The sequence below is a fragment of the Mesorhizobium sp. M6A.T.Cr.TU.014.01.1.1 genome, from assembly GCF_004022765.1.
Lineage (GTDB): Bacteria > Pseudomonadota > Alphaproteobacteria > Rhizobiales > Rhizobiaceae > Mesorhizobium > Mesorhizobium mediterraneum.
Genome location: NZ_RZPG01000010.1, coordinates 106,338 through 132,877 on the forward strand (window position 1 = coordinate 106,338; position 26,540 = coordinate 132,877).

General features: G+C 62.3%; 28 protein-coding genes and 1 tRNA gene. 9 read left to right on the forward strand and 20 right to left on the reverse strand.

Features of this window, described 5'->3' with window-relative positions; translation table 11 throughout:
• Position 1 precedes the first annotated feature (1 nt).
• The 7 genes from EN885_RS13635 to ureC form a co-directional block, all read right to left on the reverse strand.
• On the reverse strand, positions 2 to 769 hold the full coding sequence (locus EN885_RS13635; RefSeq protein WP_128241619.1) for a class II aldolase and adducin N-terminal domain-containing protein: 768 nt from the start codon (positions 767 to 769) through the stop codon (positions 2 to 4).
• 86 nt (positions 770 to 855) lie between these two features.
• Complete coding sequence (ureG, locus tag EN885_RS13640; protein WP_128241620.1) at positions 856 to 1,497, reverse strand: urease accessory protein UreG; 642 nt, start codon at positions 1,495 to 1,497, stop codon at positions 856 to 858.
• Positions 1,494 to 1,934, reverse strand: a complete 441-nt coding sequence (locus EN885_RS13645) for a DUF3995 domain-containing protein (RefSeq protein WP_128241621.1) — start codon at positions 1,932 to 1,934, stop codon at positions 1,494 to 1,496. The genes ureG and EN885_RS13645 overlap by 4 nt, the downstream gene beginning before the upstream one ends.
• Positions 1,931 to 2,602 (reverse strand): urease accessory protein UreF, encoded by a 672-nt coding sequence (locus EN885_RS13650; protein WP_128241622.1) that lies wholly within the window; start codon positions 2,600 to 2,602, stop codon positions 1,931 to 1,933. Before EN885_RS13650 ends, EN885_RS13645 begins: the two co-directional genes overlap by 4 nt.
• Entirely contained in the window at positions 2,595 to 3,170 is a 576-nt protein-coding gene (locus EN885_RS13655) for an urease accessory protein UreE (protein WP_128241712.1), read from the reverse strand. Before EN885_RS13655 ends, EN885_RS13650 begins: the two co-directional genes overlap by 8 nt.
• Before the next feature lie 156 nt (positions 3,171 to 3,326).
• Positions 3,327 to 3,920 (reverse strand): hypothetical protein, encoded by a 594-nt coding sequence (locus EN885_RS13660; RefSeq protein ID WP_095484601.1) that lies wholly within the window; start codon positions 3,918 to 3,920, stop codon positions 3,327 to 3,329.
• Between the two features lie 44 nt (positions 3,921 to 3,964).
• Positions 3,965 to 5,677 carry an urease subunit alpha gene (ureC, locus tag EN885_RS13665; protein ID WP_128241623.1) on the reverse strand — a complete coding sequence of 571 codons (1,713 nt, stop codon included), beginning with the start codon at positions 5,675 to 5,677 and terminating at the stop codon, positions 3,965 to 3,967.
• Positions 5,678 to 5,855: 178 nt separating this feature from the next.
• On the opposite strand from ureC, the gene EN885_RS13670 reads away from it, so the two are divergent.
• A complete protein-coding gene (locus tag EN885_RS13670) occupies positions 5,856 to 6,239 on the forward strand; it encodes a hypothetical protein (RefSeq protein ID WP_095484604.1) in 384 nt (127 codons plus the stop codon).
• A gap of 126 nt (positions 6,240 to 6,365) precedes the next feature.
• A complete protein-coding gene (locus EN885_RS13675; RefSeq protein WP_128241624.1) occupies positions 6,366 to 6,869 on the forward strand; it encodes a hypothetical protein in 504 nt (167 codons plus the stop codon).
• 26 nt (positions 6,870 to 6,895) lie between these two features.
• Here EN885_RS13675 and EN885_RS13680 read toward each other — a convergent pair whose 3' ends face one another.
• The 5 genes from EN885_RS13680 to EN885_RS13700 are packed head-to-tail and all read right to left on the reverse strand — an operon-like array spanning position 6,896 to position 9,305.
• Positions 6,896 to 7,201 (reverse strand): urease subunit beta, encoded by a 306-nt coding sequence (locus EN885_RS13680; protein ID WP_095491221.1) that lies wholly within the window; start codon positions 7,199 to 7,201, stop codon positions 6,896 to 6,898.
• An 8-nt stretch (positions 7,202 to 7,209) separates the two neighbouring features.
• Entirely contained in the window at positions 7,210 to 7,803 is a 594-nt protein-coding gene (locus EN885_RS13685; RefSeq protein ID WP_128241625.1) for a HupE/UreJ family protein, read from the reverse strand.
• A 31-nt stretch (positions 7,804 to 7,834) separates the two neighbouring features.
• A complete protein-coding gene (locus tag EN885_RS13690; protein ID WP_095484606.1) occupies positions 7,835 to 8,092 on the reverse strand; it encodes a DUF1272 domain-containing protein in 258 nt (85 codons plus the stop codon).
• A 24-nt stretch (positions 8,093 to 8,116) separates the two neighbouring features.
• Entirely contained in the window at positions 8,117 to 8,419 is a 303-nt protein-coding gene (locus EN885_RS13695; RefSeq protein ID WP_095484607.1) for an urease subunit gamma, read from the reverse strand.
• Positions 8,420 to 8,462: 43 nt separating this feature from the next.
• Entirely contained in the window at positions 8,463 to 9,305 is an 843-nt protein-coding gene (locus EN885_RS13700; protein ID WP_164759220.1) for an urease accessory protein UreD, read from the reverse strand.
• A 204-nt stretch (positions 9,306 to 9,509) separates the two neighbouring features.
• Between EN885_RS13700 and EN885_RS13705 the strand changes: the two genes are divergently transcribed.
• The 4 genes from EN885_RS13705 (at position 9,510) to EN885_RS33590 (ending at position 12,274) form a co-directional block, all read left to right on the forward strand.
• Positions 9,510 to 9,764, forward strand: a complete 255-nt coding sequence (locus tag EN885_RS13705; protein ID WP_126104109.1) for an acyl carrier protein — start codon at positions 9,510 to 9,512, stop codon at positions 9,762 to 9,764.
• A 4-nt stretch (positions 9,765 to 9,768) separates the two neighbouring features.
• Positions 9,769 to 10,977 carry a beta-ketoacyl-[acyl-carrier-protein] synthase family protein gene (locus EN885_RS13710; protein ID WP_127291330.1) on the forward strand — a complete coding sequence of 403 codons (1,209 nt, stop codon included), beginning with the start codon at positions 9,769 to 9,771 and terminating at the stop codon, positions 10,975 to 10,977.
• Between the two features lie 140 nt (positions 10,978 to 11,117).
• A complete protein-coding gene (locus EN885_RS13715; protein WP_128241626.1) occupies positions 11,118 to 11,822 on the forward strand; it encodes a glutathione S-transferase N-terminal domain-containing protein in 705 nt (234 codons plus the stop codon).
• Positions 11,823 to 11,965: 143 nt separating this feature from the next.
• The gene (locus EN885_RS33590; protein WP_164547066.1) at positions 11,966 to 12,274 is read left to right on the forward strand and encodes a hypothetical protein; all 309 of its coding nucleotides are present in this window, start codon (positions 11,966 to 11,968) and stop codon (positions 12,272 to 12,274) included.
• Positions 12,275 to 12,321: 47 nt separating this feature from the next.
• Here the strand turns inward: EN885_RS33590 and EN885_RS13725 are convergent, their stop codons facing one another.
• The 3 genes from EN885_RS13725 to EN885_RS13735 form a co-directional block, all read right to left on the reverse strand.
• The gene (locus tag EN885_RS13725) at positions 12,322 to 12,942 is read right to left on the reverse strand and encodes a nucleoside/nucleotide kinase family protein (RefSeq protein ID WP_127205563.1); all 621 of its coding nucleotides are present in this window, start codon (positions 12,940 to 12,942) and stop codon (positions 12,322 to 12,324) included.
• A gap of 363 nt (positions 12,943 to 13,305) precedes the next feature.
• Positions 13,306 to 14,412, reverse strand: coding sequence for a hypothetical protein (locus tag EN885_RS13730; RefSeq protein ID WP_128241627.1), 1,107 nt, complete (start codon positions 14,410 to 14,412; stop codon positions 13,306 to 13,308).
• 284 nt (positions 14,413 to 14,696) lie between these two features.
• Positions 14,697 to 16,526, reverse strand: coding sequence for a methyl-accepting chemotaxis protein (locus tag EN885_RS13735; protein ID WP_128241628.1), 1,830 nt, complete (start codon positions 16,524 to 16,526; stop codon positions 14,697 to 14,699).
• Positions 16,527 to 16,762: 236 nt separating this feature from the next.
• Here EN885_RS13735 and EN885_RS13740 point away from each other — a divergent pair, with 236 nt between their 5' ends.
• Positions 16,763 to 17,650 (forward strand): D-alanyl-D-alanine carboxypeptidase family protein, encoded by an 888-nt coding sequence (locus tag EN885_RS13740; RefSeq protein ID WP_128241629.1) that lies wholly within the window; start codon positions 16,763 to 16,765, stop codon positions 17,648 to 17,650.
• 393 nt (positions 17,651 to 18,043) lie between these two features.
• Positions 18,044 to 18,120, forward strand: a tRNA-Arg gene (locus EN885_RS13745).
• A 17-nt stretch (positions 18,121 to 18,137) separates the two neighbouring features.
• Here the strand turns inward: EN885_RS13745 and EN885_RS13750 are convergent.
• The 4 genes from EN885_RS13750 to EN885_RS13765 form a co-directional block, all read right to left on the reverse strand.
• Positions 18,138 to 21,341 carry a type I restriction endonuclease subunit R gene (locus tag EN885_RS13750; protein WP_245493078.1) on the reverse strand — a complete coding sequence of 1,068 codons (3,204 nt, stop codon included), beginning with the start codon at positions 21,339 to 21,341 and terminating at the stop codon, positions 18,138 to 18,140.
• Positions 21,338 to 22,618, reverse strand: a complete 1,281-nt coding sequence (locus EN885_RS13755) for an FRG domain-containing protein (RefSeq protein WP_128241630.1) — start codon at positions 22,616 to 22,618, stop codon at positions 21,338 to 21,340. The genes EN885_RS13750 and EN885_RS13755 overlap by 4 nt, the downstream gene beginning before the upstream one ends.
• A complete protein-coding gene (locus EN885_RS13760; protein WP_128241631.1) occupies positions 22,615 to 23,880 on the reverse strand; it encodes a restriction endonuclease subunit S in 1,266 nt (421 codons plus the stop codon). The genes EN885_RS13755 and EN885_RS13760 overlap by 4 nt, the downstream gene beginning before the upstream one ends.
• A gap of 76 nt (positions 23,881 to 23,956) precedes the next feature.
• Positions 23,957 to 25,522: a class I SAM-dependent DNA methyltransferase gene (locus tag EN885_RS13765; RefSeq protein WP_128335187.1), complete on the reverse strand. Its 1,566-nt coding sequence runs from the start codon at positions 25,520 to 25,522 to the stop codon at positions 23,957 to 23,959.
• A gap of 345 nt (positions 25,523 to 25,867) precedes the next feature.
• Here EN885_RS13765 and EN885_RS13775 point away from each other — a divergent pair, with 345 nt between their 5' ends.
• Complete coding sequence (locus EN885_RS13775) at positions 25,868 to 26,101, forward strand: hypothetical protein (RefSeq protein ID WP_095484622.1); 234 nt, start codon at positions 25,868 to 25,870, stop codon at positions 26,099 to 26,101.
• Between the two features lie 73 nt (positions 26,102 to 26,174).
• Here EN885_RS13775 and EN885_RS13780 read toward each other — a convergent pair whose 3' ends face one another.
• On the reverse strand, positions 26,175 to 26,474 hold the full coding sequence (locus EN885_RS13780; protein WP_128241633.1) for a hypothetical protein: 300 nt from the start codon (positions 26,472 to 26,474) through the stop codon (positions 26,175 to 26,177).
• Positions 26,475 to 26,540: the final 66 nt, after the last annotated feature.

Genomic DNA, 26,540 nt, shown 5'->3' on the forward strand with positions numbered 1-26,540 from the left:
ATCAGTTCCGGTAAACAGGCTCCTGCTCGTCGAGGATCGCCTTCAATTCAGACAGGTGCCGTTCGGCCTGGCCGGGATAGTCCTCTTGCTCCAGCGCTGCTTTTTCCGCGATTTCATCCGGCAGGATCCGCAGCGGACGGCCGGTCCACAGCGCCTTGATATAGGTCTCGGCAGCGCGCTCGAAATAGAACATGCGGTTGAAGGTGTCGGCAACGGTATCGCCGATGACCAGCACGCCATGGTTGCCCATGACCATCACCTTGACCTTCGGATCGGTAAGCAGCTGCGAGCAGCGTTCGCCCTCCTCCTCGAAGGCGAGCCCGCCATAGTGGCCGTCGACGACGTGGCGGTTGAAGAAGATCGCCGAGTTCTGGTCGATCGGCGGCAGCGTCGAGTCGGCGAGCGAGGCGAGCACCGTGGCGTGGATCGAGTGCACATGCATGACGCAACGCGCATGACGCACATTGCGATGGATGGCGCCGTGCAGGCCCCATGCCGTCGGGTCGGGCGCATTCGGGCCGGAGAGGGTGTCGGGGTCGTTGGCGTTGATCAGCAGCAGGTCGCTCGCCTTGATGCGCGAGAAATGCACCTGGTTGGGATTCATCAGGAATTGCGAGCCGTCATCGTTGACGGCCAGCGAGAAATGATTGGCCACCGCCTCGTGCATGTTGAGCCGCGCCGTCCAGCGGAAGGCGCAAGCCAGATCGACGCGCTCCTCGTAGAAAGGCAGGTTGGTCAGCATTTCCTTCTGCAGGCGGGCGATGCTCATCGAAAACCTCCGTGAAAGAAGCAAGGATGCCGCGCGCCGGCGGGACGCGCAACCGGTTTCGTTTGGTGCAGGCGAGCGCCGTCGCCTTACGCCGCAGTGCTTCTGGCGGCGTCGACCCGCAGCCCGCCATGCTCGATGATGAAATCGATCACCTCCTGCAGACCCTTGCCGCGCGACAGGTCGGTGAAGCCGAACGGCCGCTTGCCGCGCATGCGGGCAGCATCTGCCTCCATGATATCGAGATTGACGTTCACATAGGGGGCGAGATCGCTCTTGTTGATGACCAGGAAGTCGGATCGGGTGATCGCCGGTCCTCCCTTGCGCGGGATCTCCTCGCCCTGGCAGACCGAGATGACATAGAGCGTCAGATCAGCGAGGTCGGGGGAAAACGTGGCGGCAAGGTTGTCGCCGCCCGATTCGATGAAGACGATGTCGAGATCCGGGAATTTTTTGTTCATCTCGGCGATCGCCTGCAGATTGATCGAGGCGTCCTCGCGGATGGCGGTGTGCGGGCAACCGCCGGTCTCGACGCCGATGATGCGGTCCTCGGGCAGCGCCTGCAGCCGGGCCAGCATCATGGCGTCTTCCTTGGTGTAGATGTCATTGGTGACGACGGCGATGGAAAACTCGTCGCGCAGCGCCTTGCAGAGCTTTTCGGTGAGCGTCGTCTTGCCGGAGCCGACGGGGCCGCCGATGCCGATGCGAAGAGGACCATTGGCTTGGGTCATGCGGAAAACTCCGTGATGGCAAGAATGGCGAAGCCGAGCCCGATCAAAAGGCTCAGCGGCGAATAATAGCGGACATCGAACCTGGCGAAAGGCTGTTCCGGTGTAAGCCGGCGCCACCAGGGCGTGAAACCGGCAATGCCGCGCCCGAGGAAGACCAGCGCGATGAGCAGCGCCGTGGCGGCAAGCCCGGTCTTGGGAAAGGGCGTGGCAAACATGCCTTCAAGCGCCATCGGCCACAGCGTCGCCAGGCCGAGGCAGGCAGCAACGGCAAAAGAAGCGAAGGGCGCCGGCATCTCGTCGACGCCGCGAAAGCCGACCACCGCGCGGGCGCAGGAGGCAGCGTCCCTGCCCGGCCAGATCCCGCCAATGCCCCAATAGACATGCAGCGTGGTGATCAGCAGCAGGACGAGCGAGAGAATGAAGGCAAGCACGATCATGAGCGGAACAGCCGGGAATACTGGGTTTCGTGCTTCATCGCCATGATGTCGGAGACGAAGGCGCAGCCGCCGAGATCGTCAAGCGTCGAATTGGAGGCACGGGACGCCGTTTCCAGCGCCAGCGGCTCGAAGCCGGCGAGCAGCGCCGTGGCTTGCGTCTGGCCAACGACGCCGAGCCTGATCGCGGCCTGGACGAGGTTGGAGAAGAAGGCCTGCAGGAAGGCCGACAGCGCGTCCTGCAGCGCGATGGCGTTGCCACCGGCAGTTGCGCCGACTGCGACGCAATAGGGGCACTCGGCCGGCAGACGGTCGAGCACCTGACACGGCCAGGCCGATGCCGCCTTCAGGAAGGCTGCACCCTGCAGCATGGTCTCGGTGTGGCGCTCGCGCGAGCCGGCCAAGGCCTCGGCGAGTGCGGCGATCTCGTCGAGATCACCGGCTTGCCGCGCGCGCCGCCAGCTTTCGGCAAACAGCACGGCATCGTTCCAGCCCGAGCCCATCTCGACCAGCGTCTCCAGCCATGCGGCGAGGTCTTTGCTGTCGGCAACCAGTCCGTCGTGCACGGCGCGTTCGAGGCCATGGCTGTAGGAAAAGCCGCCGACCGGAAAGGAAGGCGACAGCCACGCCATCAGCCGCAACAAGGCAACGTTGGAAGGCTGGTCAGTCATGATCATGGCCGTGCGAATGGCTGTGGGAGTGCGATTCGCTGTGGGCATGGGAATGCGCCTCAGCGTGGCTGTGTGCATGCGCCTCGGCATGGCCGTGGCCATGGCCGGAATAGGCACCGCGCACCGGCACGAACGGTTCGGAGACGTCGCGCACGGTCGCGCCCAGCCCTTCCAGCATCGCCTTGATGACATGATCGCGCAGGATGAGTATGCGTTCCGCCTCGATGGCGGCCGCCAGATGGCGGTTGCCGATATGCCAGGCGAGCTCGGTCAGATGAACAGGGCTCAAGGCGCGGATGTCGTAGAGCGGCTCCTCCGCGGCGATGATCTCGACATGGCGGCCATCCTCAAGCACCAGCCGGTCGCGATCGCCCAAAGCAACCGGCTCGGGCAGGTCGACCAGTATCTTGTCGCCGCCTGAAGTCTCGATGGCGCGGCGGCGCAGGTGCCGCTCGTCATGGGCAAGCACGGCCCGATCATAGGGCGTGACCGCTCCCGCTTCGCCGGCGGCAAGCACGGAGACGGCACGCGGGAATTTGGTGAAGTCGGTGCGGATATCGAGCTTCATGTAACACCTGCCTTGCAAAAAGCTTAGTCCGTTCCAGGCATCGACCCAATGCCAGCGCATGACCCCGAAATCGAATTCGATTTCGGGAAGGATCATGCGCCAAGTCAAGTTTCTACAGCGTCCTTTGCGCGTCCGAAAGGACGCGCGGCGCTGTAGTCAAACGATCGTGTCGAAGAGCCGCAGGATAAACGATATCTGGTAGACGAGGGCGGCGGCGACAAAGGCGATGTGGAAGCGGCGATCGCGGACAAGCATCGCGATGATGCAAAGCGCGACGAACACCGGCGTGCGGAACAAATATTCAACGCCGAAGCGGGCAAAATGCTCGGGCCCTTTCAGAAGCGTATCGATCACATCGAGCAGATAAGTCGCCGCCAGCAGGCCAAAGAACCAAGCGCGGCGCGAGTAGAAAAAATCCTCGTAGCTGGTGTAGTCCAGCATCGAGTCCGGAAACAGCAGCGCACAGAGCAGGAACAGCGTGACCGCGTAGAAGATGATGAACAGGTACTTGCCGAAGGTCCAGGTCTCGATCTGGAACAGGCCGAACTCCCACCACCAGAAATGCACCAGCATCAAAAGCACCGACACAACCCAGGCCAGATGCACCGAATAGAGCCGGTACTGCCCGGGATGCTGGACAATGCGGGCCACCCCGGACAGCAGCCGCGTGACGCCAAGCCCGATCACCATGCCCAAGATGATGCGGATGTGGGGAAATATGTCGTGGGCGTAGGGGAGCTGCTGGTTCATGGGCCCTGGGCGGCATGTTCTGCGTCAGCTATAGCGCCGATGGATCAGAACAAAAAGTACCTCTGCGCCATCGGCAGCACCGTCGCCGGCTCGCAGGTGAGTAGCTCGCCGTCGGCGCGGACCTCATAGGTTTCAGGGTCGACTTCGACATGCGGGGTGGCGTCGTTGAGCACCATCGAATGCTTGCCGATGCCGCCGCGGGTGTTTTCGACCGCGACCATCTGCTTGTCGACGCCGAGCCTGCCGCGCAGGCCGGCATCGAGCGCAGCCCTGGAAACGAAGGTCACCGACGAGTTGGTCATCGCTTTGCCATAGGCACCGAACATCGGCCGGTAGTGCATCGGCTGCGGCGTCGGAATCGAGGCATTGGGATCGCCCATCGGGGCGGCGGCGATCATTCCGCCGATCAGCACCATATCGGGCTTGACGCCGAAGAAGGCCGGGTTCCACAGCACCAGATCGGCGCGCTTGCCGACCGCCACCGAGCCGATCTCGTTCGACAGGCCATGCGCAATGGCCGGGTTGATCGTGTATTTGGCGATGTAGCGGCGGACGCGGAAATTGTCGTTATCGCCGGTTTCCTGCGGCAGCGAACCGCGCTGGCGCTTCATCTTGTCGGCGGTCTGCCAGGTGCGGATCGCCACTTCGCCAACGCGGCCCATGGCCTGGCTGTCGGACGAGATGATCGAGAAGGCGCCGATGTCGTGCAAAATGTCTTCGGCGGCGATGGTCTCCTTGCGGATGCGGCTTTCGGCAAAGGCGATGTCTTCGGGGATCGACGGCGACAGGTGATGGCAGACCATCAGCATGTCGAGATGCTCGGCCAGCGTGTTGACGGTGTAGGGGCGGGTCGGATTGGTCGAGGACGGGATGACGTTGGGCAGGCCGCAAACCTTGATGATGTCAGGCGCATGGCCGCCGCCGGCGCCCTCGGTGTGGAAGGCGTGGATGGTGCGACCCTTGATCGCCGCGACCGTGTTCTCGACAAAGCCGGACTCGTTCAGCGTGTCGGTGTGGATCATCACCTGCACGTCGTAATCATCGGCGACCGACAGGCAGCAGTCGATTGCCGCGGGCGTCGTGCCCCAATCCTCGTGCAGCTTCAGCGAGCAGGCACCGCCGAGCACCATCTCTTCAAGTGCTGCCGGCAGCGAGGCATTGCCCTTGCCCGACAGGCCGATATTCATCGGGAAGGCGTCGAAGGACTGGATCATGCGCGCCATGTGCCAAGGCCCTGGCGTACAGGTTGTCGCCAGCGTGCCATGTGCCGGCCCAGTGCCGCCGCCGAGCATGGTGGTGATGCCTGACATCAGCGCTTCTTCGATCTGCTGCGGGCAGATGAAGTGGATATGCGCATCGAAGCCGCCGGCGGTGAGGATCTTGCCTTCGCCGGCGATGATCTCGGTGCCGGGGCCGATGATGATGGTGACGCCGTTTTGCATATCCGGATTGCCGGCCTTGCCGATCGCGGCTATGCGGCCATCCTTGAGGCCGATATCGGCCTTGAAGATGCCGCCTGATGCATCGACGACCAGCGCATTGGTGATGACGGTGTCGACCGCGCCTTGGGCGCGGGAAACCTGGCTCTGGCCCATGCCGTCGCGGATGACTTTGCCGCCGCCGAATTTCACCTCTTCGCCATGAAGGGTGAAATCCTTCTCGACCTCGATGAACAGCTCGGTATCGGCAAGCCGCACCTTGTCGCCGACGGTCGGGCCGTACATCTGGGCATAGGCGGCGCGGGTGATTCTAGCCATCGGCAATTGCTCCTGAAATGCGGCCCAAAGTACAGCCGGTCGAAGCCCGGCCCCACATTGTCGCCATCCTATGGTCACGTAATGACCCGCTGGGCGACACTTTCCGATCCCATTTAACGTTTGAGGTGGCAGGGCCACCCCAAAACGACCGTTTGCCAATCGATGGAAAGGAAGATCCATGCGCAAAACGATACGTCTCGCAGCCGCCGCCACCCTTCTGCTCGCGACCGCTGCCAGCGCCCAGCAACAGCCTGCGCCGCAACCCGGCGAGCCACCGGCTTCGCCCGCTCCCGCGGCACCCGGCGCTCAGCCGGAAGTGCCGGCGATTCAGACCGTCAATGTCGTCGACATCGAAGAACTGCCCGAGGAAACGAAGACGAAGGTCAATGAAGTGATCGCCAAGCGCGGCGAGGATGGCCTGCAGAAATTGCGCAGCTCGATCGACGCGACGCCCCAGGTCAAGTCCGCGCTCGAAGCCAAAGGACTCACCTCGGCGCAAGTGATCGCCGCCAGCATGGATACCAATGGCGCGCTGACCTTGATCACCAAGAAAGCGAGCTGACGATACGCTATGGCGGGCCGGCACAAGGTCGGCCCGCCGCATCGGGGAGGGAACCTTCGCAGGGCAGAATACGTTTCGACTTTTTGGCCTAGAAACGAGTCTCGCAGGAGGCTCTGAGAGCGAGCGATGGCGATCACCACCTTCCCCGACACCCGATGGCTGCATATGATTGCCGCAACTGCGTTTCTCGCGGCGACCGTTCCTCAGGCCGCGCTGAATGCGCAGGGCCTTGAAGGCCCTGACGGCCCGGACACCGTCAACAGGATCATCGGCTCGGAGGTTGGCCAGGAAGAGACCAACACGGCTGTGGAGGCCGGCAAAGTCGCCACGGCGATCGACCGGACGCGTGAAAACATCGGCGCGGTGCGCAAGACGTCCAAGCTCGACAAGGTGGATATCGTGTTCCTCACCGATGCCGCGCGCACAGAAGGCGGTCCGCCGCCGGAGATCGAGACCAAGGTTAGGGAACATCAGGAAGACATTGCGGAACTGCGCAAGGAGATCGAGGCGAACGCATTGCTGTTCAACGCCATCGACTCTCGACGCGTGCTGACCGAAGACGTTCTCGCCGTGGAATTCGATGATCCTGGAAAAGTCGTCATCTACGCGGCGGCCAAGCCGCCCAGCTGAGCCGAAATTGCCCGACGCGTTGAATATCACAGCGCGCCCATGATCTTCTGCTGAAACCCGTAGACCTCGCGCTTGCCGCCGAGCGGCACTAGCGTGACGTCGCGCTCCTGACCGGGCTCGAAGCGCATTGCCGTGCCGGCGGCGATGTCGAGGCGCATGCCCCGCGCCTTGTCGCGATCGAATTTCAATCCCTCATTGGTCTCGAAGAAGTGATAGTGGCTGCCGACCTGGACCGGCCGGTCGCCGCTGTTGGCCACTTTCATGGTGACGGTCGGCTGGCCCTTGTTCAGTTCGATCTCGCCGCCTGCCGTGATGATTTCGCCTGGGATCATCGCCAGCCTCACAGCACGCCGAAGACGAGGCCGGTACCGACAGCAGCACAGGCGCCGCCAGCGGCGCGGGCAAGGCCGCGAAACCCAGTGCCTAGGCCGAGGCCGGCAGCGAGGCCGGCGGCATGGAGCAGCGCGGTGGCAACGGCAAAGCCGGCCACGTATTCAAGCCCACCGGCGTTTTCAGGCACCTCGGTGCCATGGGCGTGACCGTGGAACAGCGCGAACAGGCCAATGATGGCGACGCCGGCCGAGACGGGAAGATCGACCGCGAGCGCGACCAGCAGTCCCAGCGCCACGACGGACGCCAGTATGCCCGGTTCGACGAACGGCACCGGCACCTGCAGCATGCCGAGCGCGCCGCCCGCCAGCATGACGCCGACGAATGCGAGCGGCAATGCGACAACCGCCTTGCCGCCCTTGAAGGCCGCCCATAGCCCGACCGCGATCATCACCGTCAGGTGGTCGAGGCCGGAGAGCGGATGCATGAAGCCGGCTGACCAGGACGAGGTCGTGCCGATGCCGACATGGGCATAGGCGGGCATTGCAGCGGCGAGAAGCAGGACCGCCGAGAGGGACGTGCGTTTGATCGTTGCGGGAACCATCGATATGCCTTCCGTTGTCAGGATCGTGCCGTCACGCGGCATCGCGGGCCGGACCGCAGCCCTCGGCTTTGAAGACGCGCTTTGTCGAAGCGGGATATTTCATCAGCATCGCCGCCGGCCGAATCGGGCGCATGGAGAAATTGCCGCCGCAATTCGGGCAGGCGCCGGCCAGCACATTTGCCACGCAATCGGCGCAGAAGGTGCATTCGAAGGTGCAGATCAGCGCGTCCATTGCCTCAGGCGGCAGGTCCTTGTCGCAGCATTCACAGTTGGGTCGCAGCTCAAGCATTTTCCTCTCCTCACCTTATCGGCCTCACCTTATCGGCTCGTGCACGGTGACCAGCTTGGTGCCGTCGGGAAACGTCGCCTCGACCTGGACGTCGTGGATCATCTCGGCGATGCCCTCCATAACCTGCGCGCGGCTGACGACATGGGCGCCGGCCTCCATCAGCTCGGCGACCTGGCGGCCGTCGCGGGCGCCCTCGACGACGAAGTCGGTGATCAGCGCGATCGCCTCCGGGTGATTGAGCTTGACGCCGCGTTCGAGCCGCTTGCGCGCCACGATCGCCGCCATGGCGATGAGCAGCTTGTCCTTTTCCCTTGGCGTCAGGTTCATGCGTTTCCCTAGGATGGCTTAATCAGGAGTGGCGTAATCGGAATCAGAGTGACCATAATTTGGGCAGACCCGCCCGCCCGTTGAGCAATTCGACGAGCGGAACCAGCCGCTTGCGGAGCTGGTAGCCGTCCTCGGCAAACAGCCTCGCAAGAAGCTTGCCAGATTTCTTCACGCTCCAGACACTGGCGTCGCCCTGGCCGCCGATAATGTCCCGGGCCGGATCGAGCAAAGCCTCCACCCGCGGCGAGACCATCAGCACCGTCGCCATTGCTATGGCGCCGCCGGCCACCGCGGAACGGCCCAGAATGGCCGCAATGCCGGGCCCGATGCGGAAATCCTCGGCATGAACAAGCGTTCCGTCCTGACTGACGCGCCAGCGGTCGTGGAAGCTGCCATACGTCGCGCGTTCGCCCATGGCGAGGCGGCCGAAGACGGTCGCCTCGAGCACCAGCGCCTCGGCACCGGCGGCAAGCTCTAGGTCGAGCCTGCGGGCAAAGGCCGATCGATCGAAGACGATGGTTTCCTGCGGCAGCCAGGCGATGCGACCGCCAGCGTCGACCGTCAGCTTCACCCGCACCTCGGCGCGATCGGATGCGGCACGGTAGATCTTCTCGCAGGCCTGGGTGGTTATGGTGGCGGAGGCGCCGGCGCCGACATCGACCTCCCAGCCAAGGCGGTCGCCGCCGGTCAACCCGCCGGCGGTGTTGATCAAGACGGCCTCGAGCGGATCGGCCGAGACGGCCGGCATGCGGATCTTGGCGGAACCATCCTGATAGAGGCGCCGAAGACGCGTGCGGTCGCCATTCCTGTCGCAGCCAAGCTGCGCCATTCCGGCGACGCGCTGGGCCGGCAGCACCGAGGTCAGGCCATGTTCGATCGTATCCACGGCGCCAACGTTAAGCACAGCGGCGCCTTTGTCGATATATAGCTTGTTGCTTGACAACGTTTCGGTTTCTATAGAGGGAGCCACCTTGGTACTGTCATGCAGCGCCTGACGGGGTAAAAGGCGACGATGACGATTTTGAATCCGGGAAAAAAGGGGCGCTGATGAGTTGGCGTCGAGAAACGACAAGGTTGGGGAAGGAACCGAATGGCTGACCAGCTGGCAACGGACATCATCGCGAAGATCAAGGCTCATGCCGAGCCCGGTGGCGAAGAAATCACCACCACTACCGAACTGACCTCACTTGGCATCCATTCGCTGGAACTGACGGAGATCATCTTCGACCTCGAGGAACAGTATGGCATCGAGATCGAGATGAACACGGTCGACGCCTGGAGCAACCTGAAGAACGTCGGCGACATGGTCGAGGCGGTTCGCGCGCTGATCGCGAAAAAAGCCTGACTGAATGCACAAGCGCGTCGTCATTACCGGCATCGGCGGCCTATGCGGGCTCGGCACCAATGCACCCGCGATCTGGGGCGAGATGCGCGCCGGCCGTTCGGCCATCGGTCCAATCGTCAATTCGGAGCTGCATGACCTGAAAGTCAGGGTCGGCTGCGAAATCAAGACGCTTCCCGATCACGGTATCGACCGCAAGCAGGTCGTGTCGATGGACCGCTTCAGCCTTTTGGCGACGATCGCCGCGCGGGAGGCCGCGCAACAAGCCGGGCTGACCTCGCACGCAGCCAACACCTACAGGATGGGCGCCATCGTCGGCGTCGGCGTCTGCGGCTGGGAGGCGATCGAGGAGAGCTATCGCGCCATCCTGCTCGAAGGCAAGAATCGCACCGGGATCTTCACCGTGCCGAAAGTGATGCCGGGCGCTGCGGCCGGCCATGTCAGCATGGATCTCGGCCTGCGTGGACCGGTCTTCGGCATCACCTCGGCCTGCTCTTCGTCCAATCACGCGATCGCCTCGGCGGTCGACCAGATCAGGCTCGGCCGCGCCGATATCATGGTCGCCGGCGGCACCGATGCGCCGCTGGTCTGGGGCATCCTGAAAGGCTGGGAGGCGCTGCGGGTGCTGGCGCCTGACACGTGCCGGCCATTTTCGGCCGATCGCCAGGGCCTGGTGCTCGGCGAAGGCGCCGGCATGGCGGTTCTGGAAACCTATGAGCATGCGGTGGCGCGCGGCGCCACAATTCTCGCCGAAATTGCCGGGGTCGGCCTTTCCGGCGATGCCTCCGATATCGTCGCGCCGACCATCGAAGGGCCGGAGGCGGCGATGCGCTTCTGCCTCGTCGACGCGGGGCTCAATCCGGAAGACATCGACTATCTCAATGCGCATGGCACCGGCACCAAGGCCAACGACCAGATCGAGACGGCGGCGATCAAGCGCGTCTTCGGCGACCATGCCTACAGGCTTTCGATCTCATCGACCAAATCGATGCACGCCCACTGCCTCGGCGCGTCGGGCGCCCTGGAGCTGATCGCTTGCGTGATGGCGATCCGCGACGGCATCGTGCCGCCGACGGCCAATTTTCGCGAGGCCGACGCCGATTGCGATCTCGACATCACGCCGAATGTGGCGCGCGAGCGCAAGGTGCGCGTTGCGATGAGCAACAGCTTCGCCTTCGGCGGCACCAATGCGGTGCTGGCGGTCAAGGCGGTCTGACCGCAGGCGGTTCACGGCTGGTTGTCCGGGCACGGCGAAACTTTTCAGCCGTCATATTGATTCGGGCCGCCCGTCACGCTTATTTCTCTGCGACCCGCCCCTCCCGCGTGCGCGCAAAAATCCCCGCCCAGGAGTTTTCGATGACCGACCTGTCCGCCTTTCCGATCGCCACGCGCTGGCCGGCCAAACATCCCGAACGCATCCAGCTCTATTCGTTCCCGACGCCGAACGGGGTGAAGGTGTCGATCGCGTTGGAGGAACTCGGCCTGCCATACGAGGCGCATGCGGTGAACATCGGCAAGGACGAAAGCTGGACGCCGGAATTCCTGTCGCTGAACCCCAACGGCAAGATACCGGCGATGATCGATCCGGACGGCCCGGGCGGCAAGCCGATCGGGCTTTTCGAATCCGGCGCCATCCTGCTCTATCTCACCGACAAGACCGGCCAGCTGATCCCGGCCGACCCGGTGCGGCGTTACGAAACGATCCAGTGGGTGTTCTTCCAAATGGCCTCTATCGGGCCGATGTTCGGCCAAGTCGGCTTCTTCCACAAATTCGCCGGACGCGAGATCGCCGATAAGCGCCCGCTGGAGCGCTATCGCGACGAGTCGCGGCGGCTGGTCGGCGTGCTCGAGACGAGGCTGAAGGACCGCAGCTGGATCATGGACGACGATTACACCATCGCCGATATCTCTATGCTGGGCTGGGTGCGCAATTTGATCGGCTTCTATGAAGCGCGGGAACTTGTCGGCTTCGACGACTTTCCCAACGTCGCGGCATGGCTGGAACGCGGCCTTGCCCGACCGGCCGTGCAAAAGGGCCTCAACATCCCCGCTCGGGGCTGACCGAACCGGCCGGTAGCGCAGAAAGGACGGCTCGGCCTATTTGGTTTTAACGCCGCCCTTGCCCATGGCTGCCTTTGCCCATGACGGAAGCGGCAAGGGACGCAGCGCCCCGGGCCGCGGCGACAACCGCACCGGCCGCAACATTGGCCGTCGCCTTCACGGTGCGCATTGCGCTGTCTGCCAAGCCGCCATTTGCCGATTTCCTGGGCTCCGATTTCCTGGGCTTGGCGTGTTTTGCCGTGGCCTTGGCAGCGCCCGGCATCACTTTCCTCGGCGCCGCCTTGCCGAAAGTAGGCTTTGCATCCTTGGAGCGGGCGGCGACCGCCGGGCCGGCGCCTGTCTTTGATTCAGTTGCCTTTGATCGAGTCGCCCTGCCCTTGCCGGGCGCAGGCTTTCTTGCCTTGGTTGCCATCGGACAGTTTCCCTTATGTCAGCATCATTGCCGTATCTGACATAACGGTCGGAAAGTCCTAAGGTTCCGGCGGGCCGTGCTGCGGCATCAAGCGTGATCGCCAATCACCAGATCGGCAGGGCGGCGGCGGGCAAGCACGCGGTCGATGTTGGGCATGTCGTTGGAGGCGATCCAGGCACGAGCGTCCTCGTCGGAGCGGCCATGCTCGTGCCATCGCTCAAGCAGACGGCGCTCGAGCTCGGCGCGCGGCACATCGACGAAAATAGAGAAATCGAACAGCGGCGCCAGTCGCGACCAGGGTTCTTCGTCAAGCAAGAGATAATTGCCTTCGACCAGGATGAACTTGGTGTCGGCGGCGATGATCGAGGCGGCGGCGCGCGACAATTCCATGCTGCGGTCGAACACCGGAATGGCGATGTCGGGCTCGGCCGCGCGGATGCGCTTCAGCAAGGTTTCGAAGCCGGCAAAGTCAAAAGTTTCCGGAGCGCCCTTTCGCGCGCGCAGACCGCGCCGCTCAAGCACGACATCGTCGTAATGGAAGCCATCCATGGGCACGATTTCGGCCGCACCCTCCGGCAGCAGTTCATGCAGGCGGGTCGACAGCGTCGACTTGCCGGCGCCCGGAGGACCGGCGATGGCGACGACAAAACGCTGCGCCTTGCCGGCGCGCTTGAAGATGGTGGCGGCGAGATGAGCGATCTCGGACATCGGAGCCTTTCTGGCTGGGTGCTTTCGATCGCATCTTGGCGATAGTTTGCCGGAATTTCAAATCCGGGACTGACGTTGTCCAGGGTAGTCGCTTCAGCAATGATCGCTTGTTACTTGTGTTGAAGACCGACCAATTGTCGAGGGCGGCGCCACTGCCCCCTCATCCGGCCGCTTCGCGGCCACCTTCTCCCCGCTGGGGAGAAGAGAGATAGGAGCCGGCGCTGCCGATCTCCTCTCCCCTCGGGGAGAGGTCGGATTGCCCCGAATTGCTCTTTGCAATTCGGTTGGCAAACCGGGTGAGGGGGCAGCGCCAACGCTCGCAATGGAAGGCGAACTCCAACCTGAAGCGATCGCCCAGGACACTCAGGCTGGGACCGACCTGCCGAGCCGCAGGAAATCGCTGTCGAAGGCGACATTCCGGGTCGAACCGTTGGCAGCCGTGAGGCGCACGTGCCCCTGCGCGGTGGTGATGTCGCGCGGCGGCTCGCCGCCGGATAAGGGCAGGGCGCCGATGACGTGGCGGAACGAGACGCTGCGACCTTCAGCCAGAGCAAAGGCGGTCGCCACCCCTTCCCGCTTTAGCCAGTTGTCGCCCAGCGAGGCGGCATGGCCGAGCGCTGTGCGGCCGTCCTCGATGCCGAGCACGCCGCGATGGCGCCCGCTCCACGGCGCGTAGTCGCGCCCGCCATTGCTGACCCACAGCATGGTGACCGGCAGCTCGGCCGGGTTCTTCAGCACCAGAACGAGATCGGCTTCCGCCTTTCGCGCCAGCGCGGTCCAGCCCGGCCCGCCATGGTCGGCCTCGACCAGCGTGACGAAATCCTCTCGGCTCTGGTCCATGCGGTAGTCGGTCAAATCGAGCGTGCCGCCAGCGGCGGCGGGAAAATGCGTCAGGTCTGCTGAGCGGGCCGGATAGGCGAAGAGAAAACGGCCGCGGGCCGGATCAGGCTCCAGCGGGTCGTCCGGCGTTGCGGCAAACCGCTTCGGCGAAAAGGCGAGCTTGCCGCCGTCCTTCATCACCGTCATCGGATGATGGGCGACGGAAATGCCGCCCGAACCACCGGAAAAGACATGCTCCTGGTAGAGAAAGGGATGGTCGTCGCGCAGGGTGAGGATCTTGTCGACCGTTGCGCCCATGACCTTGCGTTGCAGCCTGAAAACCGCCCGCCAGCCATCAACCGTCGCCTCGGAGGCGACGACATCCCAAGGGCTGTTGGCCGGCCAGCCATGCAGCGGCGCTTCCTCGACATCGCTGCGCGAAAACGGCGCGCAGAGAAAGTCGCCGGACAGGCGCACGGTGCCGGCGGGCAGGCCTTGCGGCAGCGTTTCGCGCGGCTCGTCGATCCACGGCGCGCGATGCAGCGGTTTTAGCCGGCGCCCGTCGATATCGACCGCTATCTCGGCGAGATGGCCGACAGTGAGATCGACCGACACCGAAATGCCCTTTGCCTTGATCGTGAGCGTATCCATGGCGCACCTGCTGATTCTGTCGTCACCAGCAAAACCCGCTCGGTGCCGGTTGCGCAAGCTGGGTGATGGCATTTCACATCAGAGACGCATTTGCCCGGTGACGTACCTCCACCCCTAGCCCCTCCCCACAAGGGGGAGGGAGACTTCCGTTGGCGCTGACCTCGGCAAATTGCCTGCCTTTCGGCGCCAAAGGGAAGTAAGGGCGCGCGGCAGCGTTCCCTCCCCCTTGTGGGGAGGGTTAGGGGTGGGGTACTTCCATCATCCGATTGCCCGCCACCGCAGCCCTACTGCCGCTTGTACTCCCGCACCGCCGACTGGGTGCCGTCGGTGTAGGTGACCTGGACCGACATCGACTTCACGCTGTCGGCGACCTTGAAATAGGGCTGGTAGTCGTAGGGGATGGCGTAGGGATCCTTGGGGTCGCAGGCCGGCATCTTGATCTCTTTGTCGAGCGCCGCGCCGTTCAGGCCGTAATGCACCGCCTTGATGGCGCAACGGTAGGACAGCATATGGCTGAAATAGACCAGGCCGCGGTTGCCGCTGGCGTCGAAGGCGATCCACGACGTCCAGAACTGGTCGAGGATCTGCTTGTTGCCTTGCTGAAGTGCCGCCTCGGGATCGAAGCGGATGTCGAACGGGCCGGTCTCGCGGCCGCTGACATCGAGATATTTGATCGCGATGCTGCCGGCCGCGGTGCTGTCGGGCAATTCGAAGCTCGGATTGGGCATCGGCTTGCCGGTGGTCTGGTCGTTGAGCGCCAGGAAGCCGGTTTCGGTGAACGGGCCGCTGTCGCCCATGCGCCATGAAATGCCGGTCGCCGGTTCGGGAATGGAGATGGTCATCGACCAGCCCTGGTTCGAGCGCATCGGCGTCAGCGTCGGGGCAAAGCGCTTGGCATCGAGCACGTCGCCAAGCGCCGCCAGCCGGCTGCGGCTGCGGTCCAGCCAATCGGCGAGCTGGGTCTGGTCGACGAAATATTTGAGCAGCCCGCCATCCTTCTCATAGGACAGGAACTTGGTCAGCGCCGTCGCCTCGCTGCGCTTGTCGGACAGTGCCTGAAAGCCGAGGCGATCTTCCGAAAACTCCTGCGACAGCAGGAAATAGGCCGGCGCGAAATCGGCATTGGCGGCGACGAAGGCGTTGAGCTTTTCGAGACGCTGGGCATCGTCGAACTGCAAGGCACGGACAAGCTTGATCGACAGCGCCTTGCCCTTGTCGGCCAGTGCGCCGAACACCTCGCGGGCGCCGGCCCTGCCGTCCTGCACCCGGAGCAAAGTGGCGAAACGCGTGTAGGGGTCGACGGCGTCGACATCGAAGCCGGCGAAGGCAAGATAGGAGCGCCGGGCATTGAGCATGTCGCCCGACAGTTCGTAGACGCGGGCATTGTGATAAAACTCGTCCGGCCGCTTGGGCTCGGCGATCGCCCCGCCCTGTGCGGCAAGTGCGGCAAAACCTTTGGCGATGGTGTCGATCGAGACGGCGATCTGCTCGGTCGTCGCCTGCAGCTTCTCGGCCTGGGCCTGCTGCTGTTCCTGGCCGGCAGCCACCGTGTCGGCCAGGGCGTCAGTCGTCTGCTTGACCGCTTCGACGGTCTTTTGCGTCTGAGCCCCCTGCTCGGTCTGCTGCTGCTGGACCGAGGCGATCTCGTCGGTCTTTTGCAAAACCTTGTCGGTCGATTGCTTGACCGTCTCGACCGTCTTTTGCGTCTCGGTGACGGTCTGCTCGATCTTCGCCACCTTGGCCGAGACGATGCCCATCGAGCGCTGCAGCTCGGCCACCGCCGGCACCAGGCCGGCGACCAGCCCGTTCTGGGAATTCGTCTGCTTTTGAACGGCAAAGACGCCGCCGGCGACCGCCGCGGCGGTGCTAGCGAAGACCAGCGCCGGCAGCGCCTTGGCCGCCAGCACCAGCCGCAGCACAATGGCGATGGCGATGATCACCGCGGCGATCGCGGCGACCAGCGCGATACAGGCGGCGAACGGCGCCAGCGGCGTGAGGATGTCGGAAATGAAGCCGCCGACAAAGGCGACGCCGGTGGCCCATCTGCCGGTGCGGCCAAGAGATGCCCTGATAAGCGACGGCGCAGCGCCGCCCATGCCGATACCGCCCGCCATGCAATCCCCCAAATACCCCAATGCCGCGCCCTTTCTAGCCGGAGCGCGACCGCGTGGGAAGGTCAGGCAGGAAACAGGCGATTTCGGCGGTGGGTGATCGACGGCGCAGGCGCGGAAATGCGTTTATCCGGGGATAACCCTAGGCAAGACCAGTGTTAACCAAATGGACGGCGTCATTGGGTTAGGCTAGTTTCCCACTCGTTTCAGCAACAGTCTACCTTCAGAACAGATCCATCTTGTCCGAACCGCGTCTCTTTCCGCTCATCCAAAGATTTGTCGCGGCGTTTGCGCTGCTGGTGCTCGTCGCCGGCTGCGCGACGACGCCGCCGGAGACCATGCTGGCGGTGCCGGCGGCGCCGCAGAAATATGCGGCAATCGTCATCGACGGCGGCACCGGCAAGACGCTGTTCGAGGTGAATTCGACGGCGCCGCGCTATCCGGCGTCGCTGGCCAAGATGATGACGCTCTACCTTCTGTTCGAGGCGCTGGATCAGGGCCGCGTCAGCAAGACGACGCTGATCCCGGTCTCCGACAACGCCGCCAGGCAGCCGCCGACCAAGCTGCGCTTCAGGCGCGGCGAGGCGATCGATGTCGAATCGGCGATCCGGGCGATCACCGTCAAATCGGCCAATGACGTGGCGGTCGCCGTCGCCGAATATCTCGGCGGCAGCGAAGACGCGTTTGCCGCGATGATGACGGCCAAAGCGCGCCAGATCGGCATGCGCAGCACCGTCTTCCGCAACGCTTCTGGCCTGCCGGACGGCGTACAGCAGACGACGGCGCGCGACATGGCGGTACTCGGCATGGCGCTGCGCGCCCGCTTCCCGCAGCATTTCCACTATTTCTCCGAAAGCGACTTCATGTTCCGGGGCCGGCTGGTGCGCGGCCACAACGACATGCTCGGCCGCGTCCGCGGCGTCAACGGCATCAAAACAGGCTACATCAGAGCCTCCGGCTTCAACATCGTCACCTCCTACGATGCCGACGGCCGCCGGCTCATCCTCGTCGTGATGGGCGCCGACAGCGCGCGCCAGCGCAACGACCACGTCGAAGCGCTGATCCAGCGCAGCCTGTCGACGGCATCGAACACGACGACACGACTGCTGTATGCGCAGGAGCAGTGAGGGGCTGCGTTCGGCAGTGATGGGGGGCGAGCTCGTGGTTTCAACTTGACAGGTGACGGCAATTATGCTAGGAATTTATTCATGGTGCTGATTTGCGCCAACGACCCGCCCGCCGAGGCGGGTTTTTCATTTCAGGCTTCGGCGCCAATCTTCATAGGTCCAATAAAACCGCAGGTTTGCCGGCCTTTGGGCTTGCTTCTCGCACCTTCGAGGGTCATGGCAGGCTCCAGATCGTGGGCCTCCGCCGAATGAGCAATCCGAAAAATGCGTTATTCCGAGTTCGCAGCCCTGCCGCCCGCCACTTGCCCGTTGAAGCCTGCGCCTGCTTCCGCTAAGAAGCCGTGGCTGGCCGGTTCACCGGCTGGTTCGTTTTCCGGATCGTCGATCCTGAAGGCACCCGTAGCTCAGCTGGATAGAGCGCTGCCCTCCGAAGGCAGAGGTCACAGGTTCGAATCCTGTCGGGTGCGCCAATTTAGACATCGCGCATCTAAATATGAGCCGCCACTTCCCGTAGCATCACTTCGGCTTGCGCCAACACGGTCTGAACGGCTTCCTGCTCAAGATCTGGCGGGTAGCCGTACTTCTTGAGGATGCGTTTGACCAGAACACGCATGCGTGCGCGGGCCGTAGCCTTATGGTGCCAGTCCACCGTCGCGGAACCGCGCATCTGCTCGACCAGTTCGTGAGCGATTACCCGTAGCTTTTCACTGCCCATCGCCTCGATGGCGCTCTCGTTCTCTGCAAGGGCGTCGTAGAAGGCCAATTCCTCAGGGGACAGACCGTGTTCGTCGCCTCGAACCGCCGACGCTTTGATGTCCCTCGCCAGCGCGATCAGCTCTTGGATCATTTCAACGGTCGAGATCGCGTTGGCATGATAGCGAGCGACCGCTTCCTCCAGACGCCGCGAGAATGACTTGGTCTCCACGACGTTTGACCGTGACCGGCTGCTGATCTCGCCGTTGAGGAGCTTCTTCAACGCCTCCAGAGCGAGGTTTTTCTTTTCCATCTGCTGGATTTCGGCGAGGAAGTCCTCCGACAGGACCGACAAGTCCGGCGTCTGAATGCCTGCCGCTTTCAGGATGTCTACGATCTCCGCACTGGCGACGGCCTGATTGAGCAGTTGCTCGACAGCGAAGGTCTTGGCGCGGTCCGACAACTTGCCCTTAGCGGTGGTCTTGGCCAGCGCGGCCCGAGCGGCCTGAAAGAACCCCACCTCGTCCCGTATAGCTCGAGCCTCGTCACTCGCGGAAGCCAGTGCATACGCCTTGCTCAACTCCAGCACTGCGTCCTGATAGCGTCGGTGCGCCTTCTTTTTGTCCTCGGTGCCCGAGACCTTAGCGGCCTCACGCTGCTGCCACGCGAGTATCCAGTCGATGGCATTGGCGAGCGCCACGAGGCGTTGCTGGGGCTGGCCGAGCATGCCGAGCCGATAGTCATGGCCGTGGAACATACCTCGGACGACCTCGTACTTTTCCATCAAGACGGCGACGGCCTCCTCCTCATCAATGCCGGTCTTTTCCTGATCGGATGCCGAGTATTGACCCAGCGCGTTTTTGAGGTTCTGCGCGATGCCGATGTAGTCAACGATCAACCCGCCCGGCTTATCCTTGAATACTCGGTTGACCCGAGCGATGGCTTGCATCAACCCGTGCCCTCGCATGGGTTTGTCGATGTACATAGTGTGCATGCAGGGCGCGTCGAAGCCCGTCAGCCACATGTCCCGCACGATCACGAGCTTGAGTTCGTCCTCGGGATTACGCGCCCGCTTGGCGAGAGCGTCCCGCCGCTTCTTACTGCCGATATGGGGTTGCCAGTCCAGCGGATCGGATGCGGACCCGGTCATCACGATCTTGATCGCGCCCTTGTCGTCATCGTCCGAGTGCCACGCTGGCCGGAGCGCCACGATGTGCTCGTAGAGGTCCACGCAGATACGGCGGCTCATGCAGACCGCCATTGCCTTGCCATTCATCGCGGCGGTGCGCGCTTCGAGGTGTTCGACCAGATCGGCGGCGATCTGCGACAGCCGTTTGTCTGATCCTACCAGCCGCTCGACTGTCGCCCATTTCGCCTTCTGCTTCTCCTGCTCGGAGAGCGTATCGTCTTCGAGGATCGCCTCGATCTCGGCGTCGATCCGGGGCTTCTCGTCCTCGTTCAACTCGATGCGGGCAAGTCGGCTTTCGTAGAAGATCGGAACCGTCGCCCCATCCTCTACAGCGCGGCTGATGTCGTAGATGTCGATGTACTCGCCGAAGATCGCGGGCGTATTCACGTCATCGGCTTCAATGGGGGTTCCGGTGAAGCCAATGAAGGAGGCGTTGGGCAGGCCCTCTCGAATGTAGTGCGCGTATCCGTAGCGACGTTTGCCCGAGGTCTTGTCCAGCTTGGCGTCGAAACCGTACTGGCTTCGGTGTGCCTCATCGGCCATGACGATGACATTACGACGGTCGGTCAGGACCGGAAAGCTCTCCTCGCCGGCCTCGGGCGAGAACTTTTGGACCGTTGTGAAGATCACCCCACCGGAGGCGCGGTTGAGCAGACGACGAAGCTCGTCGCGGCTGTCCGCCTGCTCGGGCGTCTGGCGGATCAGGTCGCGACACAGGCTGAACGTACCGAACAACTGGTCGTCAAGGTCGTTGCGGTCAGTCAAGACGACCAGCGTCGGGTTTTCCAGCGCCTTCGACCGCACGATCAGACCACCGAAGAACGCCATCAGCAGGCTCTTGCCGGAACCCTGCGTGTGCCAAATGACGCCGATCTTCCGGTCGCCGTCAGGCTTCGCAGCCGCGATGGCGCTGGTAAGCGCCTTCGTTGCGCCATGGAACTGATGGTATCCGGCGATGATCTTGAACGGACCTTCGCCCCTGTCGCCGAACACGATGAAGTCACGCAGCAACGCGAGGAACCGCTGCCGCTCGAACACGCCGCGCAGTAGAGTGGCCATCTCACGGGGGCCGTGGGGCGTGAAATCGTTCTCCGCTCCCGTCACAGTCCGCCACGGCATGAACCGTTCCTCGTCAGCGGTAAGCGACCCTATCCGGGCCAGAACGCCATCCGAAGCAATCAAGACCGCGTTCGTCCGAAACAGCGACGGCACCTGCGCCTTGTAGGTCTGGAGCTGATTGAAAGCAGCGCCAATGTCGGCAGCCTCGGCACCAGCGTTCTTCAACTCGATGATGGCAAGGGGCAACCCGTTGACGAACACCACGATGTCCGGGCGACGCTTGTGGCGACCCTCAACAACGGTGAACTGGTTGGTCACCAACCAGTCGTTGTTCTCGGCGCTGTCGAAGTCGATCAGCCAGACTTTGTCGCCCTTGATCTCACCATCCGCCACCACGAACTCGACATCGACACCGTCGGTCAGCAGGCGATGGATACGCCGGTTCTCTTCGACCAGCGATGGGGTCTCGGTGACAAACAGCTGCTTGATCGCGGATGCGCGGGCCTCGGCTGGGATAGTCGGGTTCAGACGGTCAACCGCTGCACTCAGACGTGAAGTCAGGATGGTGTCGGAATAGGCGTCACGTTCGGGAGCGGAGCCGTCAGGCGCAATCTGGCCTGATCTGGCGTAGAGGTAGCCAAGCTCCTCAAAGAGGCCTATTGCGGCGTCCTCGACGATTTCCTCGCGGAAACCAGAGCGGGAGTGGTCGGCCTGGGCCTGTTCGTAGAGGATATCTACAATCTTGCTCAAGTCTGCGCTGCCTCTGCTGCTTCGCTACTGGTTGCCGAACTAGCGACGCTGGCCTCGTAACGCCTTGAGAGAAGCTCGATGAGATCTGTCACGACGGTCTCGACAAGCTCTCTTGGCACCTCCAATGCGTGGAGGAGACGTTGAAGTTCTATCTTTAGCTTGGCGGTTGCGTTTGGCCGCTTGGGCCAATCGACAGCTGCGACTTGTTGATAGCGCTCGCCGATCTTCTCTGACCAATCTGCTATCTGTTCGGGCCCCATGCTCACGTCCTCGAATGTTACGATGAGCAGGTCGGCGATAGCGGCGGTATCATCGGATACCAAAGCCGCATCGGCAACAATTGTAGTCTCTCGACGTGCGCGAGCCGCCTCTTCCTTGGCCTTCTGGCGCTCTTCGTCCTCCCGCTTATGTTCCGCAATCGACCTTCTGAGCCAATCGTTGCTGTACTGAGATGCTCCTCCGGGGTCAGGAAAAAGGCTGGCCTGATGTATATTCATTTTCCGCAGCATGTTTAAGCAGCCAACGCGATCAACGTTAGGCACATGTATCTTGCAGATGTATTTTGCCAAATCACGCGCTAGTTCAGCGTCATTGACCTCGTCGTCGCCAATCGTCTCGATATCGTCAGCTTGGATCACATTCTGGTCAATCAGTAAGTTGAATATGTTGGAAACGAAATTCTCATTGCCGGGCGGCGTGATAGTGAACAATCCGGCCTGATTGACGAGCCGGGCGTTATGATAGAAGCGCGGCTCAATGAAGAGGTCACTTGCCAGGGCTTTGATCGCCGACATGTTTAGACAGAATACCGCCCTGCTCGGATTTTCGGCACCTTCGAGATCGACGCTCTCGTAGGCAAAGAAAAGAGCTACAAATGGCGAACGCGTCCAGTCCAAAAGAGGCGTGAAAAGACCATGATGCTGGCCGTAAGCCCAAACCTCCGCCTCATCCATGTCCTTGACGTCAGCACCACGCCCTCGCATCGCCAGTTTGAACTCAAGGAGAAGACTTTCCCGCATTATGTCGGCTATGCTGCCCCCATCAAACTGTCTGGAGAGCGTCGAAGACAGCTGCCAGTTGTGGCCTCGCTGACCTCGATAGATCACCTCTCTGTTCGTACGATTGTGCTCGGGGTCTTGCATCACTTCGACGAACTGATGCCAATCGCGAACTTTGCACGCGGGCAGCAACCCATCTATGTCGTCGTTCGGCAACGAGAAGTCGGGCCAATCAGGCAGCTCTTCCAGATAGTTTGATCGTTTCCCACTGCCGGTCATGCGAGAGCTTCTTCCGCCTGCCGTACCGCGATTGCGCCAGACATCAGTTTCGGAAGTAAGAGATCGCGGTTGGCTGCAAGTGTGCGACTTTGTCGCCCGTTCGCCGAAATCAAGTCGAAAAGCGGAACGATTAGCTGACCAAACGCCTCAAATACTTGCTCGTTGGCCTGGACAGTTAGGAACGACGCCACACTGTCCGCCTGCGCCCGCTGCCTGCCCGACGTGCCCGTCATACTCCGAATGGCCCTGTCGCGGAACTCATCGTGACGCACCAGCAAATAGGCAAAAGGCGCAGGCACAGATGGACGAGCACGTAAGACGATGAACTCTGTCGAACCCCACCCCACAGACTTCCCGTCTGGAAGGAAATCAACGAATGCCGCTTTGCCATTCTCCAAACAAGGCGTAATCCGAGCAAATAGAGTATCGCCATTTCGGAAGCGCATGCCTGAGCCGAACTCACGCAGTATTGGCGGCTCCGCAATAGTACCAACCGTCGGCAACGAACTCATATCGGAATACGGCGCGACAGCTCCACGCTTTAACGGTTCACTCGGGTTGAACTCGATCAAGCGCGAGGCTGTGACGGAAAACCACCCGTCGGGTAACCCATCCTCGCCCACCGTCGCCGGGAACAGATCAGCGACTTGCCGCGCCAGATCAGGGTCGAGGACAAGACCACCCATGATGGCTACAGGATCGGTAGCCCCTTCTACCTTGCGGCGCGTCGGTCCGAACTCAACAAACCAATCCCGGAAGATCGCCTGTGCCATCGCCTCAAGCGTCTCACTCATCCGCCGATTCAAGTCGATCTTGTCGTCAAGAGCGCTAAGAACTTCCGCAATAGAATGTTGGACATACAAAGGAGGTAGTGGAGCGCGAAATTGGCGTAGCGAAGTGAGCGGTTGCCCAATACCCGGAGTGCCGACCTGAGACCCGAACCGCAGTATTTCATTGCGACCTGCATCGGAGCGGAAAAAATAATACAGAAACTCGCTGCTAGCCTTCTGTGGGTTCGGCCGAAATTTCATCATGCTTGTGGAAAGCACCATTCGACCATGATGCTGCTCAATCAGTGCGACCTCACCGATGGCACCTCGGTGAGGGAATATAAGGTCACCCGGCTTTACGACGCAGTTCTCGATCCCGTCCGCGAACCGATCAGTTACAAAGACCCAATCGCCCTTGAGTGTGCGATGCTGACCAATGTTCGTGCCCCGAATGACAGGGACGCCTTCGGGCACGTACACATCTGCCTTCATCCTTGACCCAAACGGACCTATTGCAATTGCGCCGCGTTCTTCTGCCGCTAGCTCTCCAAGCGGGCTTCGCGGATACTCAACCATTGTCACGAACACGACCTAACGCGATTTCAACGCGTTGCTCCAATGCTCGCCCTTCACCGAACTGTGTATGCAACCGCTCCCGCAACACCTCAAATTTCTCGGCGAAGCTCACTCCGTCATCCTCAATGTCAGCTGCGCCGACATACCGCCCCGGTGTTAACACATGGCCATATTCGCGAACCGCTGCCACAGTTGCGGACTTGCAAAAGCCCGGCTCGTCTGCGTACTCGGCCCAGCCGTTTGCCACGCCCGTCTCAGGCTTGGCACGCCAGCGGTGATAAGCCCCTGCAATCTTGTCTATGTCCTCTGGGGTGAACTCGCGACGGACACGATCAACCATGAAGCCGAGCTTGCGAGCGTCGATGAACAGGATTTCTCCGCGTCGGTCACGATGGCCGTTCGAGCTTTTGTTTCGTGCCAGCATCCAGAGGCAGGCTGGTATCTGGGTCGAGAAAAACAGCTGCCCCGGCAGTGCAACCATACAGTCCACCACGTCGGCCTCGATCATGGCCTTGCGGATGTCACCCTCGCCGGACTGGTTTGATGACATCGAACCGTTGGCGAGCACGACGCCAGCCGTTCCACGAGGAGCCAGATGGTGAAGGATGTGCTGGAGCCATCCGAAGTTCGCGTTGCCGTTCGGCGGGATGCCATGCTTCCAGCGCTGGTCGTCGGTTAGGCGCTCACCACCCCAGTCCGACACGTTGAAGGGCGGGTTGGCCAGTACGAAGTCGGCCTTGAGGTCCGCGAACTCGTCGCGATGGAAACTGCCCTCATTGTTCCATCGGATGTCCGCGTCGATGCCCTGCACCGCGAGGTTCATCTTAGCCAGACGCCACGTGGTGTGATTGATCTCCTGACCGTAGATGGCAATCGCGTCGCGTCGCCCGCCGTGCTCCTCGATGAACTTCTCCGACTGGACGAACATACCGCCCGAGCCGCAGCACGGGTCGTAGACGCGGCCTCTATAGGGTTCGAGCATTTCGACAAGCGTGCAGACCACAGAACGGGGCGTGAAGAACTCCCCGCCGCGTTTGCCCTCGGAACTGGCGAACCCGGACAGAAAATACTCGTCCACCCGCCCCAGCAGGTCTTTCGCCTTGTCGGTGCTGTCGTGCATGCCGATGTTAGAGAACAGGTCGATCAGCTCACCGAGCATGGTCTTGTTCAGCGTCGGGCGGGCGTAGTTCTTCGGAAGTACGCCTTTCAGCCCTTCATTCGACGGGGCCTTCTCGATGGCCTCCATCGCCTCATCGACCAGCTTGCCGATCTCGGGGCGCTTGGCGTTGGCCTGCAAATGCGACCAGCGTGCCTCCTTCGGCACCCAGAATACGTTCTCGGCAAGATATTCCTCGGGGTCTTCGGCGTCGGCGAACTCGTCCGCCTCCAGCTTCGCGTGCTGGCCCTCGAAGGCGTCGGAAATGTACTTGAGGAAGATCAGACCAAGCGCGACGTGCTTGTACTCGGACGGCTCGAGGTTGCCGCGTAGCTTGTCCGCTGCCCGAAATAGATCAGCGGTGAAGTTAAGATCAGAGCCGTTGCCGTTGTTTGATGCCATCCTGCTCCCCAAATCATTAGAGGGTAGGGTAGGATGCCAGGACGGGCTCTGCAAACGGTTCCTCAGACTCGCTCCGGCGATTTCCCATCATCATAGCCGACGAAAGCACCCGTAGATCAGCTGGAAAGAGCGCTGCCCTCCGAAGGCAGAGGTCACAGGTTCGAATCCTATCGAGTGCGCTAAACCTGCGATCTGCCGATCCTCCTATTTCAGCCATATCTCGTAAAGCCGGACGTCGAATCCAGCCCTGCCCGCCCATCACGCTAACCGTCCACCTCACCGACGCTCTGGAACCCAATCGACCTCGAATGACTTGTTGTCGGTAGATCTTTAAGGGAGGACCCATTGTCCGCACCTGACGAAATGGATGTCGTCCTCGAAAAGCTGCCTTTGAGGATCGGCGCCTACATACCTGACGACTTGCTGGAAGACTGGTTCGCGCCGGGAACGGGCATGAATCCGGTCAGCCCGGCAGCGCTTGCCGCCGCCAAGACTTACGGATGGCGCTTCGAATGCGAGTTCAAGCACTACCCCGAACGGATGGAGGGCGTGTTCTGGAAGTGGGTGCCGGCGATCTGATCCGCGCCATTCGGCCCGGACTCCTTGGCGCTTCGGTGATCGAGGTCGCCGCGTGATCGCTGTCCTGATCGCCTCAGTCTATCGGCGTCGTCACCTTTCCGGTTCCGCCGCATTCGGGGCAGGTGCGGCCGTCGATCATGCCTGTCCCGGCGCAGCGGTGACAAATTTTCTCGCCGACGCCAGCAATGCCTGCCGCGTCGGCATTGGCTTCCGCAAATTGCTCGGGTCTGCCTTGCAGATTGCCTCGCAACCGGGCGGCGGTCTCGTCGGCTTCAAGCGGCGTGCTGCCCGGCAGGCCTTCGCCGGATTGGCCTATGGTTTCGTTGCGTGGCCGGTCGTTCGTGCCTGTCGTTATCTTTGGTTTTTGAGCCATTGCGGTACTCGTTTGCGGATTGCAGGCGCAGCTCTCAGCTCCTGCGGTTCGAACGCCTCAGCTCCG

Excerpts from the sequence above, each read along its gene's own strand:
- EN885_RS13635 (WP_128241619.1), bottom strand. The coding sequence starts at position 769 with ATGAGCATCGCCCGCCTGCAGAAGGAAATGCTGACCAACCTGCCTTTC.
- ureG (WP_128241620.1), bottom strand. The coding sequence starts at position 1,497 with ATGACCCAAGCCAATGGTCCTCTTCGCATCGGCATCGGCGGCCCCGTC.
- EN885_RS13645 (WP_128241621.1), bottom strand. The coding sequence starts at position 1,934 with ATGATCGTGCTTGCCTTCATTCTCTCGCTCGTCCTGCTGCTGATCACC.
- EN885_RS13650 (WP_128241622.1), bottom strand. The coding sequence starts at position 2,602 with ATGACTGACCAGCCTTCCAACGTTGCCTTGTTGCGGCTGATGGCGTGG.
- EN885_RS13655 (WP_128241712.1), bottom strand. The coding sequence starts at position 3,170 with ATGAAGCTCGATATCCGCACCGACTTCACCAAATTCCCGCGTGCCGTC.
- EN885_RS13660 (WP_095484601.1), bottom strand. The coding sequence starts at position 3,920 with ATGAACCAGCAGCTCCCCTACGCCCACGACATATTTCCCCACATCCGC.
- ureC (WP_128241623.1), bottom strand. The coding sequence starts at position 5,677 with ATGGCTAGAATCACCCGCGCCGCCTATGCCCAGATGTACGGCCCGACC.
- EN885_RS13670 (WP_095484604.1), top strand. The coding sequence starts at position 5,856 with ATGCGCAAAACGATACGTCTCGCAGCCGCCGCCACCCTTCTGCTCGCG.
- EN885_RS13675 (WP_128241624.1), top strand. The coding sequence starts at position 6,366 with ATGGCGATCACCACCTTCCCCGACACCCGATGGCTGCATATGATTGCC.
- EN885_RS13680 (WP_095491221.1), bottom strand. The coding sequence starts at position 7,201 with ATGATCCCAGGCGAAATCATCACGGCAGGCGGCGAGATCGAACTGAAC.
- EN885_RS13685 (WP_128241625.1), bottom strand. The coding sequence starts at position 7,803 with ATGGTTCCCGCAACGATCAAACGCACGTCCCTCTCGGCGGTCCTGCTT.
- EN885_RS13690 (WP_095484606.1), bottom strand. The coding sequence starts at position 8,092 with ATGCTTGAGCTGCGACCCAACTGTGAATGCTGCGACAAGGACCTGCCG.
- EN885_RS13695 (WP_095484607.1), bottom strand. The coding sequence starts at position 8,419 with ATGAACCTGACGCCAAGGGAAAAGGACAAGCTGCTCATCGCCATGGCG.
- EN885_RS13705 (WP_126104109.1), top strand. The coding sequence starts at position 9,510 with ATGGCTGACCAGCTGGCAACGGACATCATCGCGAAGATCAAGGCTCAT.
- EN885_RS13710 (WP_127291330.1), top strand. The coding sequence starts at position 9,769 with ATGCACAAGCGCGTCGTCATTACCGGCATCGGCGGCCTATGCGGGCTC.
- EN885_RS13715 (WP_128241626.1), top strand. The coding sequence starts at position 11,118 with ATGACCGACCTGTCCGCCTTTCCGATCGCCACGCGCTGGCCGGCCAAA.
- EN885_RS13725 (WP_127205563.1), bottom strand. The coding sequence starts at position 12,942 with ATGTCCGAGATCGCTCATCTCGCCGCCACCATCTTCAAGCGCGCCGGC.
- EN885_RS13730 (WP_128241627.1), bottom strand. The coding sequence starts at position 14,412 with ATGGATACGCTCACGATCAAGGCAAAGGGCATTTCGGTGTCGGTCGAT.
- EN885_RS13735 (WP_128241628.1), bottom strand. The coding sequence starts at position 16,526 with ATGGCGGGCGGTATCGGCATGGGCGGCGCTGCGCCGTCGCTTATCAGG.
- EN885_RS13755 (WP_128241630.1), bottom strand. The coding sequence starts at position 22,618 with ATGACCGGCAGTGGGAAACGATCAAACTATCTGGAAGAGCTGCCTGAT.
- EN885_RS13760 (WP_128241631.1), bottom strand. The coding sequence starts at position 23,880 with ATGAAGGCAGATGTGTACGTGCCCGAAGGCGTCCCTGTCATTCGGGGC.
- EN885_RS13765 (WP_128335187.1), bottom strand. The coding sequence starts at position 25,522 with ATGGCATCAAACAACGGCAACGGCTCTGATCTTAACTTCACCGCTGAT.
- EN885_RS13780 (WP_128241633.1), bottom strand. The coding sequence starts at position 26,474 with ATGGCTCAAAAACCAAAGATAACGACAGGCACGAACGACCGGCCACGC.